Below are 19,456 nucleotides of genomic sequence, written 5' to 3'. Positions count from 1 at the left end.
CGAAAAGAAAAAGTCTTTATATATGTACCCCACTCTGAAATAAACACATTTGCAAACAATTTAACATCCTCTTCATATCACGTTCTTTATAATGATTCAGGCATGCAATTTGGATCCAGTTATTCTTTTGTAAATACGCTGATTCATAATGGACAATATATCCTTGTAAAGCTAACGCATCACCTACCGTTTTAGAAGACTGACCTTCGCTTAATTGAATCGTAAGTATAATTTTCGCGGCATATTCTTTAGGTGAAACAAGTTTTAATCCTATACTAGTAATAGCTTCTTCCATATAATCATATGTCTCTTTAATTTTCACATATACTTTTTCATCTTCAAATCTCTTCAGTGCTTCTTGCAAAGCATAAATTAAATTCCATGAATGAGAATATGGAATACTTTCATTTTCTTCGTACATACCAATGTCCATATAGGCCGGTAATGTCTCGTTTACTTTCACATTGTGATTATGAAAAACAAAAGATACTCCAGTAAACGATTTAATTGCCTTTCCACTAACACCACTTGCAAAATATATATTCTTCAAATCTATTGGTATTGCACCAATTGAGCTTATACAATCTACACATAGTTTCATTTGATTCGTGTTACAAAGAGTATTTAGCTCGTTTAAATCGTTTAACATTCCAGTAGATGTTTCATGATGAACAAACCAAAGCCATTCATAATTTCCAGTTTTCATTATTTCTTCTAATTCTGTATAAATAAACGGCTCTCCCATTTCCTTTTTATACGTATCAAAATGTAATTGTACTCGTTTTGCATGCCCAACTAATCTATTTCCAAATTCTCCATTTGTTAATACTAGTCCTTTCCCTGTTAAAGAACGTAACTGTAAAGCAATCGCATCATTGGCTAACGTCCCTGTTCCTAACATAAGTTGTACATGTTTTGCTTTTGTCATGTAAAGTAACCGTTTTTTCACATTGTCCATTGTCACTTGAAATGACTTAGAGCGATGCGAAATAGGCTTAGTACAAAATGCCTTTCGAACATTCTCTTCAATATCTACTGGACCAGGTAAAAACGTATATTCTTTCGTCATAATCCCCCCAATGCTCGATTCTTCAAACATAGCAGGGGTAACATACATTGGCTGAAAGGCCGCTTCTTCTGTACCAACTAACGTATGGAAAACTTTGAATCCCATTTGCTCATATAAAGCTAGTTCACGTGTTGTTGCAGAAATGAGTGCTAATTCATATCCATTTAGAAGCAAATAACGATGTAGAAAACGGATTAATCCTAACAACGCTCTTCCATTCCTATATTCACGTTCTACTGAAAGTAAACGAATTTCATACACTTTTTCTCCATGCTCTTGCAAATAAACATCTAAATTTGAAATTTTATAATCTAACGAGAATGGTCGTTTTCCCCGCACCGCGACCATACCTACTAATCTATCCTCATCTAAACAAATTAAATATGTATTTTCTTCATGAAACCGATCTATACGAAACCGGTCTTTCGTTTCTTCATGTTGCGGAATCTCTTCTACAAAAGTTTTATAATTTAATTTATGTATACTTTCAAATTCCCAATCTTGATCAGCAACTTTATAAATTAACCCCATGCCTTATCTCCTTTATCTATTTAATAAAAAATGATAAGTGGAGATTATCCCCACTTATTAAACATTTATTTTATTCTCGATTTACATATAGAATAAGTACAATAATCATTCCACTTAAAATAGTCGTAACAACAGAATAAGAATAAAGAATCATACAAATTGGTAAACAAGCAATCGTAATTAGTCCTGGCTTCGTAAATCCTTTGAATATTAAATAAAATACAATAAAAATGCCTATGAGGGTAAGCGCTATCAAATAATCAAATGCGATTAATCCTCCAATAAATGTTGAAATACCTTTACCGCCCTTACCTTTAAATAAAACTGGGTAAATATGTCCAATAATAACGGCCAATAATGTTAACATTATGAATGTAGGATCTTCAAAAAGATATTTTGCTACAGCAACAACGATTGCCCCTTTAATCGCATCCCCTAAAAATGTAGCGATGAAATACCCTTTTCCATATACGCGCCCCATATTTCTTGCGCCAGGATTTCCGCTTCCTTCATCCCTAATATCAACGTTATGTCTCAATTTTGTTACTATATAAGCGGTCAATATGTTTCCAATTAAATAAGAAGCCACCAAATATAAAAACTGCATACTATTAATCATGTAATCATTCACTTTCTAAATGGGAATACATATACAATATTCAATTACTACGTATATTGTACGTTTTTAACATACACCCCTTTATACATTTTAACATCATATTTTTACAAATCATACAAAAATTCTCATGCGCTAATTTTAAAAATATATATCCCTCATTAAATGGTATGTTCCTTTCACTGCCATTTCTGCTTGTGATACGAATGTAATTTCTTTCATACTTTCTTCACAGCATTTCTTAAATACAGCAAATATTTCAGGAACTAAACGCAATATACTGCCACTTACTGCAATTGGAGTTGAGCGCTTAAATTGCATCTTGTTATAAACATCTACCGTAATTCTTGCTAATTCCTTTCCAGCTTGCATTATAATTTCATGCGCATCATCATTGCCACTTCTCGCTTCCTGAATAACTAATGGTGCGATTGCTGCAATTTTATCTTTAGAAGAAGTATATACTAAGCTTTTTATATGAGACGGTGTCAAAAGTTGAAACTGCCTTTGAATATTCAAACTCAATGGACAAAGGCTGATTCCTTGATCGAATTGAATTGTCATTTTCTTTAAAGCTTGTAATGCAATCCAATATCCGCTCCCTTCATCTCCTAAAATATGTCCCCATCCACCGCTATACTGATATACTTCTCCTTTCTTTCCTATACAAATTGCACCTGTACCACCTATAGTTAATATTCCATCCTTACCTTTTAAAGCAGCTGCATGCGCGATCATTGCATCATTAAAAATTTCAATTTTTGTTCCGTATTTCTTTTTTAAACGTAATGTTAATTCATTTGTATTCGCTCCGCTTATACCAGCTAATCCTAAACAAATACAAACGCAATGCTCATTTATTAAATTCTTCTGGCATTGATTAATTGCTTCCATAATATGCAAAAGCGCCTGATCAAAATCTATTAATACATTTCCAAATCTGCTCGTACCTCTTACAACTTCATTTCCATTTTGATCAAATGCAATTGCCTCTGTCTTCGTTCCCCCGCCATCTACTCCAATCATATACTTCATATGTTCGCCTCATTTTCATTTACATATTGGAGGGAATGTTACATTCCCTAAAACCACGGAATTCTTAGCACCTGTTGCGCTCGGCACATTACTCGGATTACGATGATACGTTTCGTTTGCTAAAATAGCAAATGCAATCGCTTCTTTCGCTGCTGAAGAATGACCAATATCCTCTTGTATACATATACTACATTTCTCTTCTCTTAATCCATTCCGTATCATTTCAACAAGTGTATTATTATAACTTCCACCACCACCTAAAATCACCTCATCAATGTCATAATACGGTAAAATATACTCCTTATAATGATGAACAATTGAACATGCTGTAAACATCGTGACAGTTGCCAATATATTTCCTTTACTATGCTTTTCAAATCGATTTAATAATTCAGTCACAAACGCTTCTCCAAACTGTTCTCTACCTGTTGATTTTGGTGGTTTCACGTTCAAAAATGGATGGTTCATACAGTATGTTAAAATTTCATCTACAACCACCCCTTGACTTGCGATCCAACCATTTTGATCATATGGTACATGAAATAATCTTTGACATACTTCATCGATTACCATGTTGCCTGGTCCAGTATCAAAAGCAATAACACTCTCATTACTTCGTTTACTTGGAACCACTGTAACATTACCAATCCCGCCAATATTTTGCAGTAGTCTATTTTTAGTTTGATGCCGATATAAAATAATCTCTGAATATGGTACAAGTGGTGCACCTTGTCCCCCTGCCGCCATGTCCATCGTTCGGAAATTCGAGATAACCGTCGTGTTCGTTTCATATGCTATTACTGCTGGTTCCCCAATTTGCAATGTTGAAGAAATAATATTCCCTTCTTGCTTTGGCTGATGATAAATCGTTTGTCCGTGAGAGCCTATTAAATCTAATTGTCTCAAAGGAAAATTGGCCTCTTTACAAACTTCCTTTACAGCATTGGCGAAGCATAAACCAAGTTTAAAATTTAAACTACATATAAGTTGGACATTCGAAATTTCAATTGATAACGCTTGTTGGATCTCATTTTTCATATCATTACAAAATGGAACAGTAGTAAAATGGATGAGTTCGATTTTAGAATCTACACCACTTCCTTCTATATGAACGAGCGCTACATCTATTCCATCTAATGAAGTACCAGACATTACCCCTGCAATATACATAACGTGCATGACCTCCTATTTACTAAAAAACAATCATGTAAGTAACGAACGTACAACCAATCGAAAATAATATAAACCGAAAAAACAACTGAATTTTCGATGCAAAAGACCCATCAATGAAAGAAACAACTACCGTAAGCAAAACGCTTGCCGCAATACTTGTAACGAGCCAGATACTATGCATTTGTGATAGATTTAGCATGCCTAATAAAGGGACAAAAAGTAAATTTGCACAAATCACTCCAAATAATAATAAAAATACGCCTTTATAACTAAATTTTATATTCATTCTATTTCCCCCTTTCTAGTTTTAATGTGAAAGAAGTGATAGACAAAAAGTCTATCACTCAAAATAACAGCGTGCAGATTAAGGATTAACAGATTCCCCGTCACCATTCTTTTCAATTTCAAGCATATTTTTGTCGTACATTTTAAAGAATGGTAAATAAATAAGGAACGATATTGCTATATTTATAAAAACTAATACAATCGCACGCCAATCTCCACCTGTTGCTAAATATGCACCAATTGGAGCAGGTAATGTCCATGGCGGCATAATATGCGTTGGTGTTACAAATCCCATCGCAGTTGCTGAATATGCAACAGTTGCTGTTACAAGTGGTGTAATGATAAATGGGATAATTAAAATTGGATTTAGTACAATCGGTAATCCGAATATGACTGGTTCATTAATATTAAAAATACCTGGAACAATACAAGTTCTTGATAATGCTTTCGAATATTTCGATCGACCAAATATAATCATAGCTAATACAAGCCCTAACGTCGCACCAGAACCGCCAATCCATATAAACCATTGATATAACGGCTCTGGTGAAATAAATGGCAACTGATCTGCTCCACTAGCAACTGCTTCACCATTTTTCCCTAGGTATACTTCCCATAATGGCCTAGCAACAGTTCCAACAACCGACACACCATGGATTCCGAATGACCAAAAAAACGTAATTAAAAACACTGGAATCATTACACCGAAGTAACTATCCCCAGCTTTTACTAATGGTGCTGCTAATTTATCAACAACATGGTGTAAATCAATGCTAAAAACGACAGTTACTAGACTCATTATAATAATAACGAATGCTGCAGGTATAAGTGCTTCAAATGAACGCGATACAGATGGCGGTACTTGTTCTGGCATTTTAATCATTACATTTTTCTTCTTACAAAATCTTAAAATCTCTACGGATAAAATAGAAACAATCATCGTCACAAATAATCCATGACCTCCGAGATTTGTCATCGGAAGCATGAATCCTTTTTTATCAATTAACTCAGGCGTTAATGTTAAAAGTAGTGAACATACCGCGAGCTGTGCTCCTGATAAAGCATCTAATTTATAACTTTTCGCTAAATTATATCCTATTCCAAATGCGATATATAAGGACATAATAAACATGGTTAAACGATATGGTATCAATATACTTGTTTGATTCTTTAATGCCCAAACTGATATGAAACTATCTTTCGGCAGTGGTGGAAATGCTACTATTAAAAAGAAGCTTCCTACTATAATAAATGGTAACGCCGAAATAACTCCATCACGGATTGCTTGTAAATGTCTCTGCTCAGAAAGCCTTGCCATCGGTCCAGATAAGTTTTTATCAAGAAACGTGACAAACTTATTCATAACGTTTCCCCCTAACTTATTAATTCATTTACAGTTTTTAATAAAGTCGGGCCACCAAGCGGTGTGTATGCTTGCGGCGGTATGATGCCACACGGAATAGATTCCTCCTCTGCAAATTTTTTTACAGAGTCAAATCGGTGTCTTATTTGAGGTGCCACCATTACGACATCCCAGCCATTCTTTACTTCTTCCTCTACCTCATTCGTTCCAATTGCATGCACTTCCATGTTCACACCATTTTTCTCCGCTTCTTTTTTTAAAGCGTTTACAACAATTGCACTGGACATTCCTCCAGAACAGACGAACAAAACTTTCATTTATTAATCCTCCTATACTTATAATTTATTACCCTTCAAATGAAAGGAAGTTTCACTTTACTAACAAGCATATGAAGTAGTAAATGAATTTAGTTATAATGAAAGTAAATTTCATTAAAAATATTTTTCCTATTAAATTAATGTTTCAATATGCAATTTTCTCTATTGCAAAGTCAACCTCGCCTCATATATTATTTTAAATAATCATATGATAGGGAGGCGTATAAATGATCGTTAAACGTTTATTAATGATATGTTGTATCGTCATCTTGTTCATCCCTTTCTCTTTCATTCCCCCTCACTTTACTTATGCTGAAGTAAATACTACGTACAAAAAACATGAATTACGTGCTGTATGGATTGCATCTGTTCTGAATATTGATTGGCCCTCAAAAACTGGCTTACCCATTGAAAAACAGAAACAAGAATTTATAAGATTATTAGACGATGTAAAAAGCACTGGTATGAATGCAGTTGTTGTACAAATTAAACCAACCGCTGATGCTTTCTACCCTTCAAATTACGGTCCTTGGTCTGAATACATTACGGGTACACAAGGAAAAGATCCTGGTTATGACCCGCTCGCATTTATGATTGAAGAAGCTCATAAAAGAAATATAGAATTCCACGCTTGGATTAATCCATACCGAATAACGATGAATCACACCGATATAAATCGATTATCAAACTATCACCCTGCAAGGCAACATCCCAATTGGGTTGTCCCTTATGGCGGAAAGTTATATTACAATCCCGGTATTCCAGAAGTGAAAAAATTTATAACAGAAGGTGCTTTAGAAATCGTACAAAATTACGATATTGATGCGCTGCATATGGATGATTATTTTTATCCATATAAAGTAGCCGGTGAAGAATTTCCAGATCAGAAAACGTACGAAACATATAATAACGGTAGATTTACAAATATAGAAGATTGGCGACGTAACAATGTAAATGAACTTGTAAAAGATTTAAATACTGCTATAAAACAAGAAAAATCATATGTAAAGTTTGGCATTAGTCCGTTCGGCGTATGGAGAAATATAGCTGACGATCCGACTGGCTCTAACACAACCGCAGGCCAAAGAAACTATGATGACCTTTATGCTGACACACGTGAGTGGATACAAAAAGGATATATTGACTACATTACACCGCAAATATATTGGAATATAGGTTTCACCCCAGCTGCATATGACATATTAGTAGATTGGTGGGTTAAAGAAACAAATAACAAACCGATTCACCTATACATCGGTCAAGCGGCCTATAAAATTAATAATAACTCCGTCCCTGCTTGGTCTGATCCAGAAGAATATCCAAAACAAATTGCATTAAACCGGCTATATCCTGATATAAAAGGTAGTATGCATTTTAGCTTAAAAGATATTAATAACAATCCACTCGGAGTTAAAGATAGACTTTCAAAAAACATATATAAACATCCTGCATTAATCCCGCCTATGCCTTGGCTTGATCATAATCCACCAAAACAACCGACTTTAAAAGGCGCCATTCCAAGAGATGAAGGTATTGCAATCGGTATCATTGACAATAGAGATAATGATTCTGCTTATTACGCTATTTACCGCGTGAATGGGAAAAATGAAGTGGATATACAAAACCCAAAAAATTTACTTACTACTGTAAGAAAAACAAAACTTGGAGAAATTTATGTAGATAAAACCGCTATTTCCGGAGAAACGTATACCTATGTCGTAACTGCAGTTGATCGATTGCATAATGAAAGTGTGGCTTCTAATCATACTACCGTTAGAGCAAAATAAAATCTCATAAAAAAAGCGCCTTAAAGCTGTGATACTTAGCTTTTAAGGCGCTTTTTGTTATTTATTCTTAAACTTCTCAGTCGCTGCCCTCATCTTCACATTTAAATCGTGATCAATCGAGTCGCGAATATCTCGCTCTACTACTTCCATTTCTTTTTTGAAATTTTCCAAGTAGATCTTCAGTTCTTCTTCCTTCTCTGGTCTTTGTGAAGGTGGTAATTGTACTACCAACGATAACATGGCCGTTAAATCTTTCATTAAGAATGTTTCAAGTTTATGTTGTTGTTCAAACATGCGTTGCTCTTGATAGTACGGAAGTGCATTTAATACCGAAATTGTAATATCATCAACCGTTCTTTGTAATGAAGGATTTATTGAGCGTTTATACGCTTGAATTGTATTTAATGCGTCTGGATAACGGTCATAAAAATACAATTTGTAAAATGATAAGTCTGTCGGTTTTACAGTTTGCTGCGTTTCTTGTCTTAAAAAATCTTTCACTTTCATCGCAGCCACATCAATATCTTCATTCGTAAGCTTTTTCGTAGTTTTTGCCATTACATGCACTTTTTTCTGCTTTTCTTTCGGTAACATCGAGAAGACTTGCTCTCTCGTACGTTGACCTGATGCACAAAATAGAGTATTTAATGTATTTTGTTCTTTCTTTCCTTCGGTGCGAATCCAGCGATAAAACAGTGGATGTTGTGTAAATTCTTGTAGAAACGGTATTGATTTGTTTGATATCTTATCAAGAGAATCTTGCGCTCTTTTATATGGCTTCGTCCATGAAAAATACAGTTTCCGCCCGAAGTATACGACTAAAACAACGACAGTAAATGCTATTAAAAGCAATGTACCGAGTAGTAATAGTACTGTTTGAATGAAACTCATTTGTTCACCTCCTCTAATAATCCGTTATTTCCTTGGACGCTGAATGAGTTTCTGCTTCATCTCATCATTAAATGTGTCTAGTTCAATAACGAACTTCTTGCTTGACTCAATAATACGTTCTGACGATTTTTCAGATGCTTCAATTGCAGCGAACACATTTTGGAATGATTCACGTAATTTATCCATGCTAATAGCAGGGTTTTCAAGCAATTTCGTCGTTTCTTCTGTATTTTGTTTTAACGCTTGAGAATTACTTAATACCATCGATTCAATTGCTTCATTCGTCGCATTTACGGCATCAATTGTTTTCCGTTGATTCGTTAATGCAAGCTGAATAGCAGCTGAAACTGTTACAACGTTTTGTGTCATCGTAATCGCATTACGTATCGCCTCTGTTAATTTTTCATTATTTTTCTTAATGATGTCTACAGAAGCTATAGATTGTAATAATACACTTTTCGCTTGCTGCATATTACGTGTACGTACAAGTATCTTTTCTAATGCATCGTTAATTAACGGAATATCCCTTTGACGCTCTGGGTTTTGTTTCTCAGCTTCAAGCATGCCAGCAAGCTTTTTCCCTAAGTATACTTGTTTATCAAGAGCATGAATTTTATCGTGCGATTGTTCCTTTAACATTTCAAGACCAACTGTATCCTCTTGTAAGTTATCACGACCAATTAGAAGGGATCTAATAATTTCCTCGATTTGTTTATCTATAGATTGGTATTTATGCACGTATGTTTCAAGTGGATTTTTCTTGAATACTTTAAACATTATTTTCTTCATACCACTTGCTTTAAGTGAATTGGGATCAAGCTCTGATACCACTTTTCTTAATTCTAACAATGTATTTGGAATTTCTTCATTTTTCCCATTCATCATCGCTGTTACAGGGCGTTTTAAAGCTGATAACGTTTGTCCTGCTGCTTGTTGCTCTTTATCCCCTAAATCTCCTAGCTGAGACAATACTTTTGATAAATCTGTATTTTGCTCGCTATTTAACTTTTGTACATAAAGATCAGCTTCTTTATTTAGTTCCTCTAATTCTGCATCTTTTATAACTGTATCAACTACTACTTCTACATTATTATCTTTCACAATGGATACAGGTTCTTTTTTCTCGAGTTCAGTCAACAAAATCGCTCCTTTATTTATATGTGCGAATTTATATGCACTATATTTCATCAATTATATCGTATTTCATATACATTCTGACTGCTTGAAATCGACTTTTTTAGAAATGCCTATTTATGCAGTCATTCCCTGTTTCTTACTATAAGTATACCTGTAATGAACATAATTTTCCTCAGACTTAAGACCTAGAGAACAACATGCTGAAGGCGGATTCTTCATATATTTCCTAAATAATTTACGTTCTTTCAATCGTGCTACACTCAATCTTTTGACATTCACCCTTTTTCAATGTGATAATTATATTACACTCAATCCTATTTCTTCTTACGCGCTACAAATGCACCCTTTTGAAATGCCAATAATACTGTTTCAAACATTTCATCTTCTTCAATCATTTTTATAAACTCAACTAATTCACTCGCATGAGAAGTAGCATTATCGACAACAAGAAGACCTTGTGGTTGTAAAATGCGTTTTATATGTTCAAGCCACCACATGTATTGCGTACGCTCTGAATCTAGGAAAATAAAATCAAATGAATCATCTAGTTGTGAATCTAAAAATGCCCCTGCTTCTTGATTGTGAACATCAATCCTTTGTAAAAGGTTTGCCTTTTCAAAATTGACAAGTGCCTCTCCAACTCGTTCTGAAGAAAGCTCTACAGTTGTTACATTTCCATTTGTTTCTTCTACCGCATTAGCTAACCACAATGTAGAATAACCATTAGAAGTTCCGATTTCTAAAATGTTTTTTGCATTACACCCTTTTACTAAAATTGATAAAAATTGCCCCATCTCACGAGAAATATTCCGTAATTTTTCTTCCCGTATTTTTTTATTCCGATCATGCTCTTCTCCATATTGTTCAAGTTGAAGTAATAATGAATCTAACGTATCCATTCTTTTCATCGCCTTTCCAAGCAATATGATGAAAAAGCTCTTGCTGCCCGTCTACTTTTATTATATGCGAAACGAAATCCTTTTTCCCGTTATATGACAAAGATTTATAATTTTTTATAGCATATTGTTTCGTTTTTTGGTAAAGTTAATTTCTACGTGCAATTATTCCATTCATATTATTTCATATTAAAATTGCAGTTATTAAATTATATAAACCCCATTTAAATGAATCGGTATTTCAAATTCAATTAAGCGCCCTTTTCGGACGCATTTTCTTTGTTTATATATTTCCAGAAGAAAGGATGCTTACAAATGAACGTGATTAGCTTAGATGCTGCTCGAAAACGAAAGCAGCATAAAAAATTAATGATTACTATACCGATTATTACACGTATTTATGAAGAAGACGGGGAAATTAAATTTGAGGTAGCTGGCGAAAAAGATGTACCTCTTGAAATGTTAGAAAAATAATAAAAAAACGCATTTCTAAAGAAATGCGCTTTTTTATATTTTTACATTTAAATGCATAAGTTTTTCAGGATTAACCATCATATAAATATTTGAAATCTTCTCATCCTCAAATGCAAACGAAAGAACATACGTTACTTTATTATTTATTGTAACTATAACTCCTGGTATACCATTTACCATTTTAAAATCAACAGTGTACTCTTCTGTCAATCGTTGTGCAATCCCAAAGAACAAGCGAATAATTCGATCTGCAGAATAAATCGGATTGATCGCAGTTGTAACTTTACCGCCACCATCAGCTTTGAATATAGCATCTGTTTTTAATACTTCCAACATACCTTCCGTATCCCCACACTGTAATGATGCTACAAACTTTTCAACATAAGAAGCCATTTTCTCCGTGCTTAATTTTGATTGCTTCGGTTTCTCCAACATGCTTTTTCGTGCACGTTGAAAGATTTTTCTACAGTTCACACTACTCTTATCAACAATTGAAGCTATTTCTTCGTATTCATAACTGAAAACCTCTCTTAATATGAAAACAATCCTTTCTACCTCAGATAGTTGTTGTAAAAGTAATAAATATGCGGTGGAAAGGGATTCTTTCATTATAAATGACTTTGATGGCTCATCACTCTCGTCTACAAGTGGCTCTGGTAACCACATCCCTACATACACGTTACGTTTATGCGCTGCCGATCGTAATTTATCAATTGAACGATTTGTCGCCATCTTACATAAATATGCTTTCATATTTTCTATAGATTGAGGATCTTCTATATTATTTAGCGAGATAAATACATCCTGAACGATATCCTCAGCATCCATAACACTCCCAAGGATTCTGTATGCTAACGAAAATAATAATGGTTGATACGCTTCATATAACTGCTCCGTTTCCATGATGAACTGCCTCACTTTCATATTGCTTTAAAATGTGTAACGCTGCTCGTTTCCCGCTTGCTACCGCAGCATCAGCTAATATTTCATCATGCCCTGCCCAATCTCCTGCAACATAAACACCTGGCATTTCAGGTATATTAGGACCCGGCTTTTCAACACGGTCAATATGAGGAAAATCATGTACTACTGTTATTTTTGGTAAATATTGCTGTGCAACAACTTCTCTTTTCCAATTTGGATGTAACAACTCCATCGTACTTTCCAACTGTTCTTTATCTTCATGAATATGATTCATCTCTAGCACAGGATTATGGTACTTAATTAGACTCACTGCAATTGATCCATCTTCACTTAATTTAGCTGCTCTCGATTGATTTGTGAAAAATATAGGTTGATCTAATCCTAATACAAATTGATGTGTAGGATTGGGTAATTGTCTCAAGCCAATATCTAATGCAGCAACAGTAACCGGTACCGATTGTTCATTCCATCTATGCAAACTTGTTCCTTCTGCACCTTTTATTATTTTACAAGCCTCTTTTGGCGGAGTCGTCACGATGACTGTATCTACTGCAAAAACCTCATCATCAACACAATGTATTCTTTGTTTATCTTCATAATGCTCTATTTCCAAAACATGCTTTTTAGCCAAAAATTTTACCCCGACATCATTCGCTAAATCTCTTAATTTTGTTATTATCGTCTCCCAACCACCATCTACATAAAGCACTCCTTCTTTTATAGAAAGCTGTATTTGCTTTAGTACAGATGATGCTAATTGTATTGTAGGAGCAAACGTATATGTTGTTGTCCGGCATAGCGCATAAAATATATTACGAACCATTGGATCTTTTATTTCATTTTCTGCCCATGTAGTTAGACTCATTTTCGGAACTTCTCCTACATCTAAATTTCCTAAACGAATCATAAGACGTGAGAATTGTACTTTTGCAGACCACGAAAGTAGTGGTGTTGATAAAATTGAGCGAAAATCTGTTGGGATGGTGAATATATCCCCTTTCCATATTCCATGTGCTTTTGTAGATGGTATTCCACCTGGAAGATTCAAACCGAGCTCATTAAAAGTTAAAAACGCTGCCCCGCCTCTATATAAAGCATGTGCACCAAGACTCATGCAGATTCCATTTTTATTTATAGTCATCCCTCGGCCACCGAATTGACTGGATTTTTCTAATACAATCACTTTCTTTCCAGCTTTCGCTAAATATATAGATGCTGTTAATCCAGCAAGCCCACCGCCAACAATTGCTACATCAAATGTATTCATAATAAAATCCCTCCTTATCGTTCTACATACAAGACGAACGATTAAGGAGGGATGTGACATGAAAATAAATTTTTATTACCCTACTTTATTTCATTACTTTTTAATTCGGTCATATTGCATACGAAATAACTCAATTGCAAATGGAATATCCTCTTCACTCTTTATATAATAACTGATCCATCCTGATTCAGGTAATACGTGATGTGGTTTTACCAATCCTTGCTTCACTAATTCATCTCGCTTTAACTTCGGAAATGGTAAATCAGCTAATTTATCACCATGAAGATGGCCAAGTTCTTTCTTACCATAATTTATTTCAATACCACCAAATCGATGCGGTTTTTCAGAAACACCCGCCCAGCTGAGTACTTCATTTCTAATCATTTCACTAAATGACATGAACATTCACTCCTTATAAATGATTGATGTACTTTTAAATTAACATTTTCATTACTTTTTTCCATCAATCCAAAGTATGAATGGGAATACGAATATAGTTTAATCTTTATACTTTATTCTTTATGGAATAAGTGAATTTATTAAGCTACCGACAACAGCACAAAACAAAGACTAGACACATATCCTAATTTTGTAACCTAACTTACCTATAGAAAGGCGGGTAATACAATTGACTGCCAACATCGACTATACCTCCCCCTCAACCAATTTTACTTATGATGTAAATAAAAGTAATTTTTTTCGGAAAGATGCCCAAAATTATATAAATGTACTTGGTATTAAACAATTAAACACTTTAGAAAATACTTCTTTATTAGATATTTATTTAAGTACAGGAAATGTTGTAGAACCACATATTCATCAAAATACAGCTGAACTTGTTTATTGTATTTCAGGGTCTGCTGTTGTTTCTTTACTTAATCCATTTACGAATCAAATATTAAACTTACCGATAAAACCGGGGCAAGTTGCCAACATTCCACAAGCGTGGTGGCATTATGAAATTGCTACAGCTGATAATACTCATTTATTAGCTATTTTCAATGCCCCAGCGCCAGAAGTTATTTTCGGTTCTGATATTTTAAGATTAACTCCGGCTCATATGATGGCCCATACTTACTGCCTCAATGAACAACAATGGAAACAAGCGGTTTCTCCTATTCAATCAACTACTGTTATTGGCCCTCCGGCAAACTGCAATCAAAACCGTGGAATGAAAAATTACCCAACCCAGCCCCTCCCTCAACAACATAATCCGTATCCCCAAGATTCTTATTACTTTCCTCTTTACTGGGGCTATTAATTTGTAAATTTTTAAAAGAATCATCATTTATCTCCTAGGAAAATACCGAGGAGATTTTTTTATTGTATGTTCTCTTCCTATTAATAATAGTAACAATTGATAGTGTACATACATATAATATTTATATATTAAATTGGAGGTGATAGTACTATGAGTAATTATAACTATCGAAAAAACTACTCTTATAATAAAAATAGTAGCTCTTCAGCATCCTCTCAATCTTCCAATTCTCAATCTTCCAATTCCCAATCGCAAAGAGACTTAGCCGAGCAAGGCTATGTAAAGAAAAAAGGATGTAACTGTAATAAAAATAAATAGTTTATTTTATGGATGAATTCTTTTTTAAAAGAATTCATCTTTTTTTGCTGATCGGAAATTTTTAAAGTTACATAACTTATGCCTTAAATGAGAAAGGGTAAATTATACTTTTTTATACGAACTTAATAAAGAGTAATTGTTCAATTGATTTATTACTTATTTCCTCAAAAAATATAGTCCTTCCTAAATTTATTAGGAAGGACTATATACAAACCCCTGTTTAATTTCCTACTAAACATTGTAACAAATTAAACGATATTAATACCTGCACTTACAAATCCAGCAACTGCAGCTATTGGACTTGCTGCTGTTAATGAAACATACAGTAGTATTTTATCTCCAGCCGCTACTGGAATAGCTTCAGCAATGATTCCTGATGCTGTAGAACCAATCGCTATTGCGGCAAATGCTGGTGTTAATAAAAGAGGTGCGCCTTGTACTGTAAACGTATTGCTTGCTGCAGGTGCAGTTAATATTTGTATTTGCACTTGAACAGGTGATAATGGAGCTAAAGCAGCTGTTGCACTAAAGAAACCAGCTAATGACGTAATAACCCCTGCGCGTGGTGCTACAAATGCATAATCACCTACACCTAATGCTAATGTGATACTTGTTCCACCAGTTAAAGCTACACCAGGCTGACTAAATCCAAATCCAAGAAGAGTTCCTGTATTAGCTATTAACGCGTTAACTAACGCAGATGGTGTTGTACCTGAAGCAAATGGAATAATAGCTCCGCCACCAGTTGCACCAGTTGCACCAGTTGCTCCTGTTAAACCTGTTGCTCCTGTTAAGCCTGTTGCTCCTGTTGGACCTGTTGCTCCTGTTGGACCTGTTGGACCTGTTGGACCTGTTGGACCTGTTGCTCCTGTTAGGCCTGTTGCTCCTGTTACTCCTGATGGACCTGTTGCTCCTGTTGCTCCTGTTGGGCCTGTTGCTCCTGTTGGACCTGTCGCTCCTGTTAGGCCTGTTGCTCCTGTTGGACCTGTTGCTCCCGTTGGACCTGTTGCTCCTGTTGCTCCCGTTGGACCTGCTCCGGTTCCGGCTGGACCTGTTGGACCTGTTGGACCTGTTGGACCTGTCGCCCCTGGAGTAGCGTTGATTAATTGAATTAATAAATTAAAAAGAAGTTGTAAAGTTGCAGGATCAACATTTGAGTTGCAGGATATAGGGATAAGATCTAAAGCGAAGAAGAATTGTGCAAGGGCGCTATAAAATTGTTGCAATAATGTTGACAATTGTCCTAAATTAGGTGCTGGAGATTGTAATAAAACTATAATACTTTGAGTTAATTGTTTCAAAAAATTAACTTCTGGAGAAGGTAATAAGGAATTTAAGAAAATTAAAAATTGATTAAATAAATCAAGTAACACTAATCTGTTTGCATTACTTGGATTTGCAAAAAATGCTGAAATAGCTGATACTAATGAGTTTAGTAAAGTAATTAATTGACTTAATTGTTCCCTAGTAATAGGAACTGACTGTGGATTTTTACAACAATCTGGAGTGAAAACAATCGGATTATCGCAGTGGTTATGACCAAAACAATTATTATTTGTCATTTATGTCCTCCTTACTTGTTTTATATTTGAGTTTTTCCTATTATAAGGATCATAAAGTTGTAAAAGAGTATGTGTTATATATTGGCTTAAAATAGGAAACATGAAATATAATTAAACTTGAAAACGTAATTTAATTATGTTCATGACTCACATATTAATTATATGTTTTTAATAATTGACTGCTTAGATTAAATACCTAAACTTAATAGTTTATTTTATTTTTCCACGTTTATCTCTTAGGTTCAAAGACACATATTAATTTGAATGTACTCAACAATTAACGGTGCCATTTTTTACATATAAATTTACATTATTTCTTTACTAAGATTGTGTTCTCTTTTTAAACATGAAGCCGTTTGTATTATAGAGAACTCTCATATAAAATATATTGAAAAATTCATTCTATATTTTATTCCAATACACTATGAAAAGGATTGAAGTTAAAATCCCTATCATTCAACCATTTATGACAGCTAGAAATTGAATGTACCTTTACTTAATTTTAACTATTTAAATATAAAACAAAAAGGACAGATTCCTTTTCATTAAGGATCTGTCCTTTTAATTAATAATGATAAATTGTAATATAATTGAAGATCCTTGCGATGGTGGTTGCGTATCCAATAAAGTTAATTTACCAGCACTCACTTCATATAATGGTTGTGGTTGCAGTATTCCGTTAACAAACAAATTAATATAAGAAACTTCACTAGGAGACAAAATATTCGTTGTACCATATTGAGGTATCCCGTCAGCATCTGTATATATAAGTTTCTCTCCATCTGCAAAAGTGTAATATAACAAATTGGTTGTGGTTATAGGACCAATGCCCCCAGTAGGACCTGTTGCTCCCGTTTCTCCAGTTGGTCCTTTTGCTCCTGTTATCCCTGTTGCTCCCGTCGGTCCCGTTATCCCTATTGATCCGGTTTCTCCAGTTGGTCCCATTTCTCCGGTTTCTCCTGTTATTCCAGTCGGCCCCGTTTCCCCGGTTGCTCCTGTTATTCCTGTCGGCCCCGTTTCTCCGGTTGGGCCTGTTATTCCGGTCGGCCCCGTTTCTCCGATCGACCCCGTTATTCCGGTTGCTCCTGTTATTCCGGTCGGCCCCGTTTCTCCGATCGACCCCGTTATTCCGGTCGGTCCCATTTCTCCGGTTAGTCCTGTTATTCCAGTCGGTCCTGTTACTCCGATCGGCCCCGTTTCTCCGGTTGCTCCTGTTATTCCTGTCGGCCCCGTTTCTCCGGTTGGGCCTGTTATTCCGGTCGGCCCCGTTATTCCAGTCGGGCCTGTTGCTCCTGTTGGAATATAAATCGGTGGAAGAATCGGAAATGTAGGTCCAATATTTTCTGGTCCTATCATCTCCTTATTCAATGATAAATTGTCATTGCGTTTCAATTTAATACCTCATTCCACATGTTTTTTAATTCATACACATCATTATGACCCTATCATTAAAGAATAACTTTATAACTATTCTCTTTTTTCTCCCCAAAGAATTATTACATATATTAAACATTTTACCGTTGCTATAACCGCTTTAATTAATATAATAAATTAATCATTCTATTTAAAAAGTACTAAATCTATAACATTCTTATTTAAAAAGATGAGGTGATTTATATTCATGATAATAATGAAATTAGAAAAAAAGAAATAATGTCAATGGCCCTTGACATTATTTTCCCTTACAGGCTTACTGGACCTACGGGGCCTACTGGAAGTACTGGGCTTACCGGAAGTACTGGGCCTACCGGAAGTACTGGACCTACCGGAAGTACTGGGCCTACCGGAAGTACTGGGCCTACCGGAAGTACTGGTTCAATCGTTACAACAAACTCTATGTTCGCTAATAATACATCAGGTGGTCCTGTTTCAGTCATATTAGGAGGAACAAACATTCCACTTTCAAATAACCAAAGTCTCGGTAATTTTACAGTTAACGCTTCAAATGACGTATTTACAATTCCTGTAACTGGAAGATATCATTTAACCTATCAAGTTAATACGACAACCGCTCTACTTGCTGGAACTAGACTACTATTAAACGCTTCTACGCCAATTCCTGGCTCTATTTTTTCTCCCGCTTTATTAACTTCAAATTATAGTAATAATTTAATTACTAATTTAAATGCTGGTAATACAATTTCACTACAATTATTTGGTATATTATCCGTCGTGAATTTAGTTGGAGGTGGATCAACAGGTGCCTCTCTTACAATTATACGAATTGATTAAAAAATGATTCATTCTTTTTATAATAAACAATCTAAATACTCAATTGATAAATATTACGATAGTGATTACGTAACAAAAATAAATTGTACTATATCCATAGTAGAAAACATCTATACTAAATTTTCCGTATATATATTATCAATTTACACTTCCCCCATGTCGATGTTACATTAAAGATGAAGATCGTTTCTTCTTTACAGACCATCTCAATATGTATTTGAGGAACATCTCCAATCCTATACGCGAGAGCAATACTATATTGACACTCAATTGAGTGTCTTTTTTTATATTCAAAAAAATAAAACCATCTCTTATAGA

General features: G+C 34.8%; 19 protein-coding genes. 4 read left to right on the top strand and 15 right to left on the bottom strand.

All coding sequences use genetic code 11. The annotated features are described in order from the left end of the window. Positions 1-16: 16 nt before the first annotated feature. The 7 genes from ACS2FK_RS25500 to ACS2FK_RS25470 all read right to left on the bottom strand — a co-directional run bounded on the left by ACS2FK_RS25500 (position 17) and on the right by ACS2FK_RS25470 (position 6,389). Positions 17-1,600 carry an aminotransferase class V-fold PLP-dependent enzyme gene (locus ACS2FK_RS25500; RefSeq protein WP_063547264.1) on the bottom strand — a complete coding sequence of 528 codons (1,584 nt, stop codon included), beginning with the start codon at positions 1,598-1,600 and terminating at the stop codon, positions 17-19. Between the two features lie 70 nt (positions 1,601-1,670). Continuing rightward, positions 1,671-2,219, bottom strand: coding sequence for a glycerol-3-phosphate 1-O-acyltransferase PlsY (gene plsY / locus ACS2FK_RS25495; RefSeq protein ID WP_063547263.1), 549 nt, complete (start codon positions 2,217-2,219; stop codon positions 1,671-1,673). Positions 2,220-2,357: 138 nt separating this feature from the next. Then, entirely contained in the window at positions 2,358-3,251 is an 894-nt protein-coding gene (locus ACS2FK_RS25490) for a BadF/BadG/BcrA/BcrD ATPase family protein (protein WP_049107811.1), read from the bottom strand. 15 nt (positions 3,252-3,266) lie between these two features. Then, positions 3,267-4,421: an anhydro-N-acetylmuramic acid kinase AnmK gene (gene anmK, locus ACS2FK_RS25485; RefSeq protein WP_063547262.1), complete on the bottom strand. Its 1,155-nt coding sequence runs from the start codon at positions 4,419-4,421 to the stop codon at positions 3,267-3,269. A 22-nt stretch (positions 4,422-4,443) separates the two neighbouring features. Further along, positions 4,444-4,710, bottom strand: coding sequence for a hypothetical protein (locus ACS2FK_RS25480; protein WP_063547261.1), 267 nt, complete (start codon positions 4,708-4,710; stop codon positions 4,444-4,446). A 78-nt stretch (positions 4,711-4,788) separates the two neighbouring features. Continuing rightward, entirely contained in the window at positions 4,789-6,072 is a 1,284-nt protein-coding gene (locus ACS2FK_RS25475) for a PTS sugar transporter subunit IIC (protein WP_001032277.1), read from the bottom strand. Between the two features lie 11 nt (positions 6,073-6,083). After that, the gene (locus tag ACS2FK_RS25470; RefSeq protein WP_000865907.1) at positions 6,084-6,389 is read right to left on the bottom strand and encodes a PTS sugar transporter subunit IIB; all 306 of its coding nucleotides are present in this window, start codon (positions 6,387-6,389) and stop codon (positions 6,084-6,086) included. 227 nt (positions 6,390-6,616) lie between these two features. Here ACS2FK_RS25470 and ACS2FK_RS25465 point away from each other — a divergent pair, with 227 nt between their 5' ends. Beyond that, a complete protein-coding gene (locus tag ACS2FK_RS25465; protein ID WP_063547260.1) occupies positions 6,617-8,176 on the top strand; it encodes a glycoside hydrolase family 10 protein in 1,560 nt (519 codons plus the stop codon). Between the two features lie 57 nt (positions 8,177-8,233). On the opposite strand, the gene ACS2FK_RS25460 is transcribed toward ACS2FK_RS25465, so the two are convergent. From ACS2FK_RS25460 to ACS2FK_RS25450, 3 genes are all read right to left on the bottom strand, one after another. Then, on the bottom strand, positions 8,234-9,067 hold the full coding sequence (locus ACS2FK_RS25460) for a DUF3974 domain-containing protein (protein WP_000008372.1): 834 nt from the start codon (positions 9,065-9,067) through the stop codon (positions 8,234-8,236). 24 nt (positions 9,068-9,091) lie between these two features. Beyond that, the gene (locus tag ACS2FK_RS25455) at positions 9,092-10,204 is read right to left on the bottom strand and encodes a toxic anion resistance protein (protein WP_000137396.1); all 1,113 of its coding nucleotides are present in this window, start codon (positions 10,202-10,204) and stop codon (positions 9,092-9,094) included. 314 nt (positions 10,205-10,518) lie between these two features. After that, positions 10,519-11,112 carry an O-methyltransferase gene (locus tag ACS2FK_RS25450; RefSeq protein WP_063549302.1) on the bottom strand — a complete coding sequence of 198 codons (594 nt, stop codon included), beginning with the start codon at positions 11,110-11,112 and terminating at the stop codon, positions 10,519-10,521. A 303-nt stretch (positions 11,113-11,415) separates the two neighbouring features. Here ACS2FK_RS25450 and ACS2FK_RS25445 point away from each other — a divergent pair, with 303 nt between their 5' ends. Continuing rightward, the gene (locus ACS2FK_RS25445) at positions 11,416-11,574 is read left to right on the top strand and encodes a hypothetical protein (protein WP_001100984.1); all 159 of its coding nucleotides are present in this window, start codon (positions 11,416-11,418) and stop codon (positions 11,572-11,574) included. A gap of 33 nt (positions 11,575-11,607) precedes the next feature. Here the strand turns inward: ACS2FK_RS25445 and ACS2FK_RS25440 are convergent, their stop codons facing one another. From ACS2FK_RS25440 to ACS2FK_RS25430, 3 genes are all read right to left on the bottom strand, one after another. Next, complete coding sequence (locus tag ACS2FK_RS25440) at positions 11,608-12,477, bottom strand: sigma-70 family RNA polymerase sigma factor (RefSeq protein ID WP_000447147.1); 870 nt, start codon at positions 12,475-12,477, stop codon at positions 11,608-11,610. Then, positions 12,455-13,765, bottom strand: coding sequence for a phytoene desaturase family protein (locus tag ACS2FK_RS25435; RefSeq protein WP_063547259.1), 1,311 nt, complete (start codon positions 13,763-13,765; stop codon positions 12,455-12,457). The genes ACS2FK_RS25440 and ACS2FK_RS25435 overlap by 23 nt, the downstream gene beginning before the upstream one ends. 93 nt (positions 13,766-13,858) lie before the next feature. Then, positions 13,859-14,164, bottom strand: coding sequence for a luciferase domain-containing protein (locus tag ACS2FK_RS25430; RefSeq protein ID WP_000010317.1), 306 nt, complete (start codon positions 14,162-14,164; stop codon positions 13,859-13,861). A 229-nt stretch (positions 14,165-14,393) separates the two neighbouring features. On the opposite strand from ACS2FK_RS25430, the gene ACS2FK_RS25425 reads away from it, so the two are divergent. Next, positions 14,394-15,026, top strand: a complete 633-nt coding sequence (locus tag ACS2FK_RS25425; protein WP_063547258.1) for a cupin domain-containing protein — start codon at positions 14,394-14,396, stop codon at positions 15,024-15,026. Between the two features lie 566 nt (positions 15,027-15,592). Here the strand turns inward: ACS2FK_RS25425 and ACS2FK_RS25420 are convergent. Both ACS2FK_RS25420 and ACS2FK_RS25415 read right to left on the bottom strand, forming a co-directional pair. Next, positions 15,593-16,906, bottom strand: a complete 1,314-nt coding sequence (locus tag ACS2FK_RS25420; protein ID WP_063547257.1) for an exosporium glycoprotein BclB-related protein — start codon at positions 16,904-16,906, stop codon at positions 15,593-15,595. Positions 16,907-17,467: 561 nt separating this feature from the next. Further along, positions 17,468-18,298: a DUF4183 domain-containing protein gene (locus ACS2FK_RS25415; protein ID WP_063553415.1), complete on the bottom strand. Its 831-nt coding sequence runs from the start codon at positions 18,296-18,298 to the stop codon at positions 17,468-17,470. Positions 18,299-18,514: 216 nt separating this feature from the next. Here ACS2FK_RS25415 and ACS2FK_RS25410 point away from each other — a divergent pair, with 216 nt between their 5' ends. Then, entirely contained in the window at positions 18,515-19,138 is a 624-nt protein-coding gene (locus ACS2FK_RS25410) for a BclA C-terminal domain-containing protein (RefSeq protein WP_063547255.1), read from the top strand. Positions 19,139-19,456 lie beyond the last annotated feature (318 nt).

The sequence above is a fragment of the Bacillus cereus group sp. BceL220 genome (assembly GCF_051776965.1).
GTDB classification, from domain to species: domain Bacteria; phylum Bacillota; class Bacilli; order Bacillales; family Bacillaceae_G; genus Bacillus_A; species Bacillus_A cereus.
Note: the sequence above shows the minus strand (reverse complement) of the source record. Positions and strands in the feature narration are given on the sequence as shown.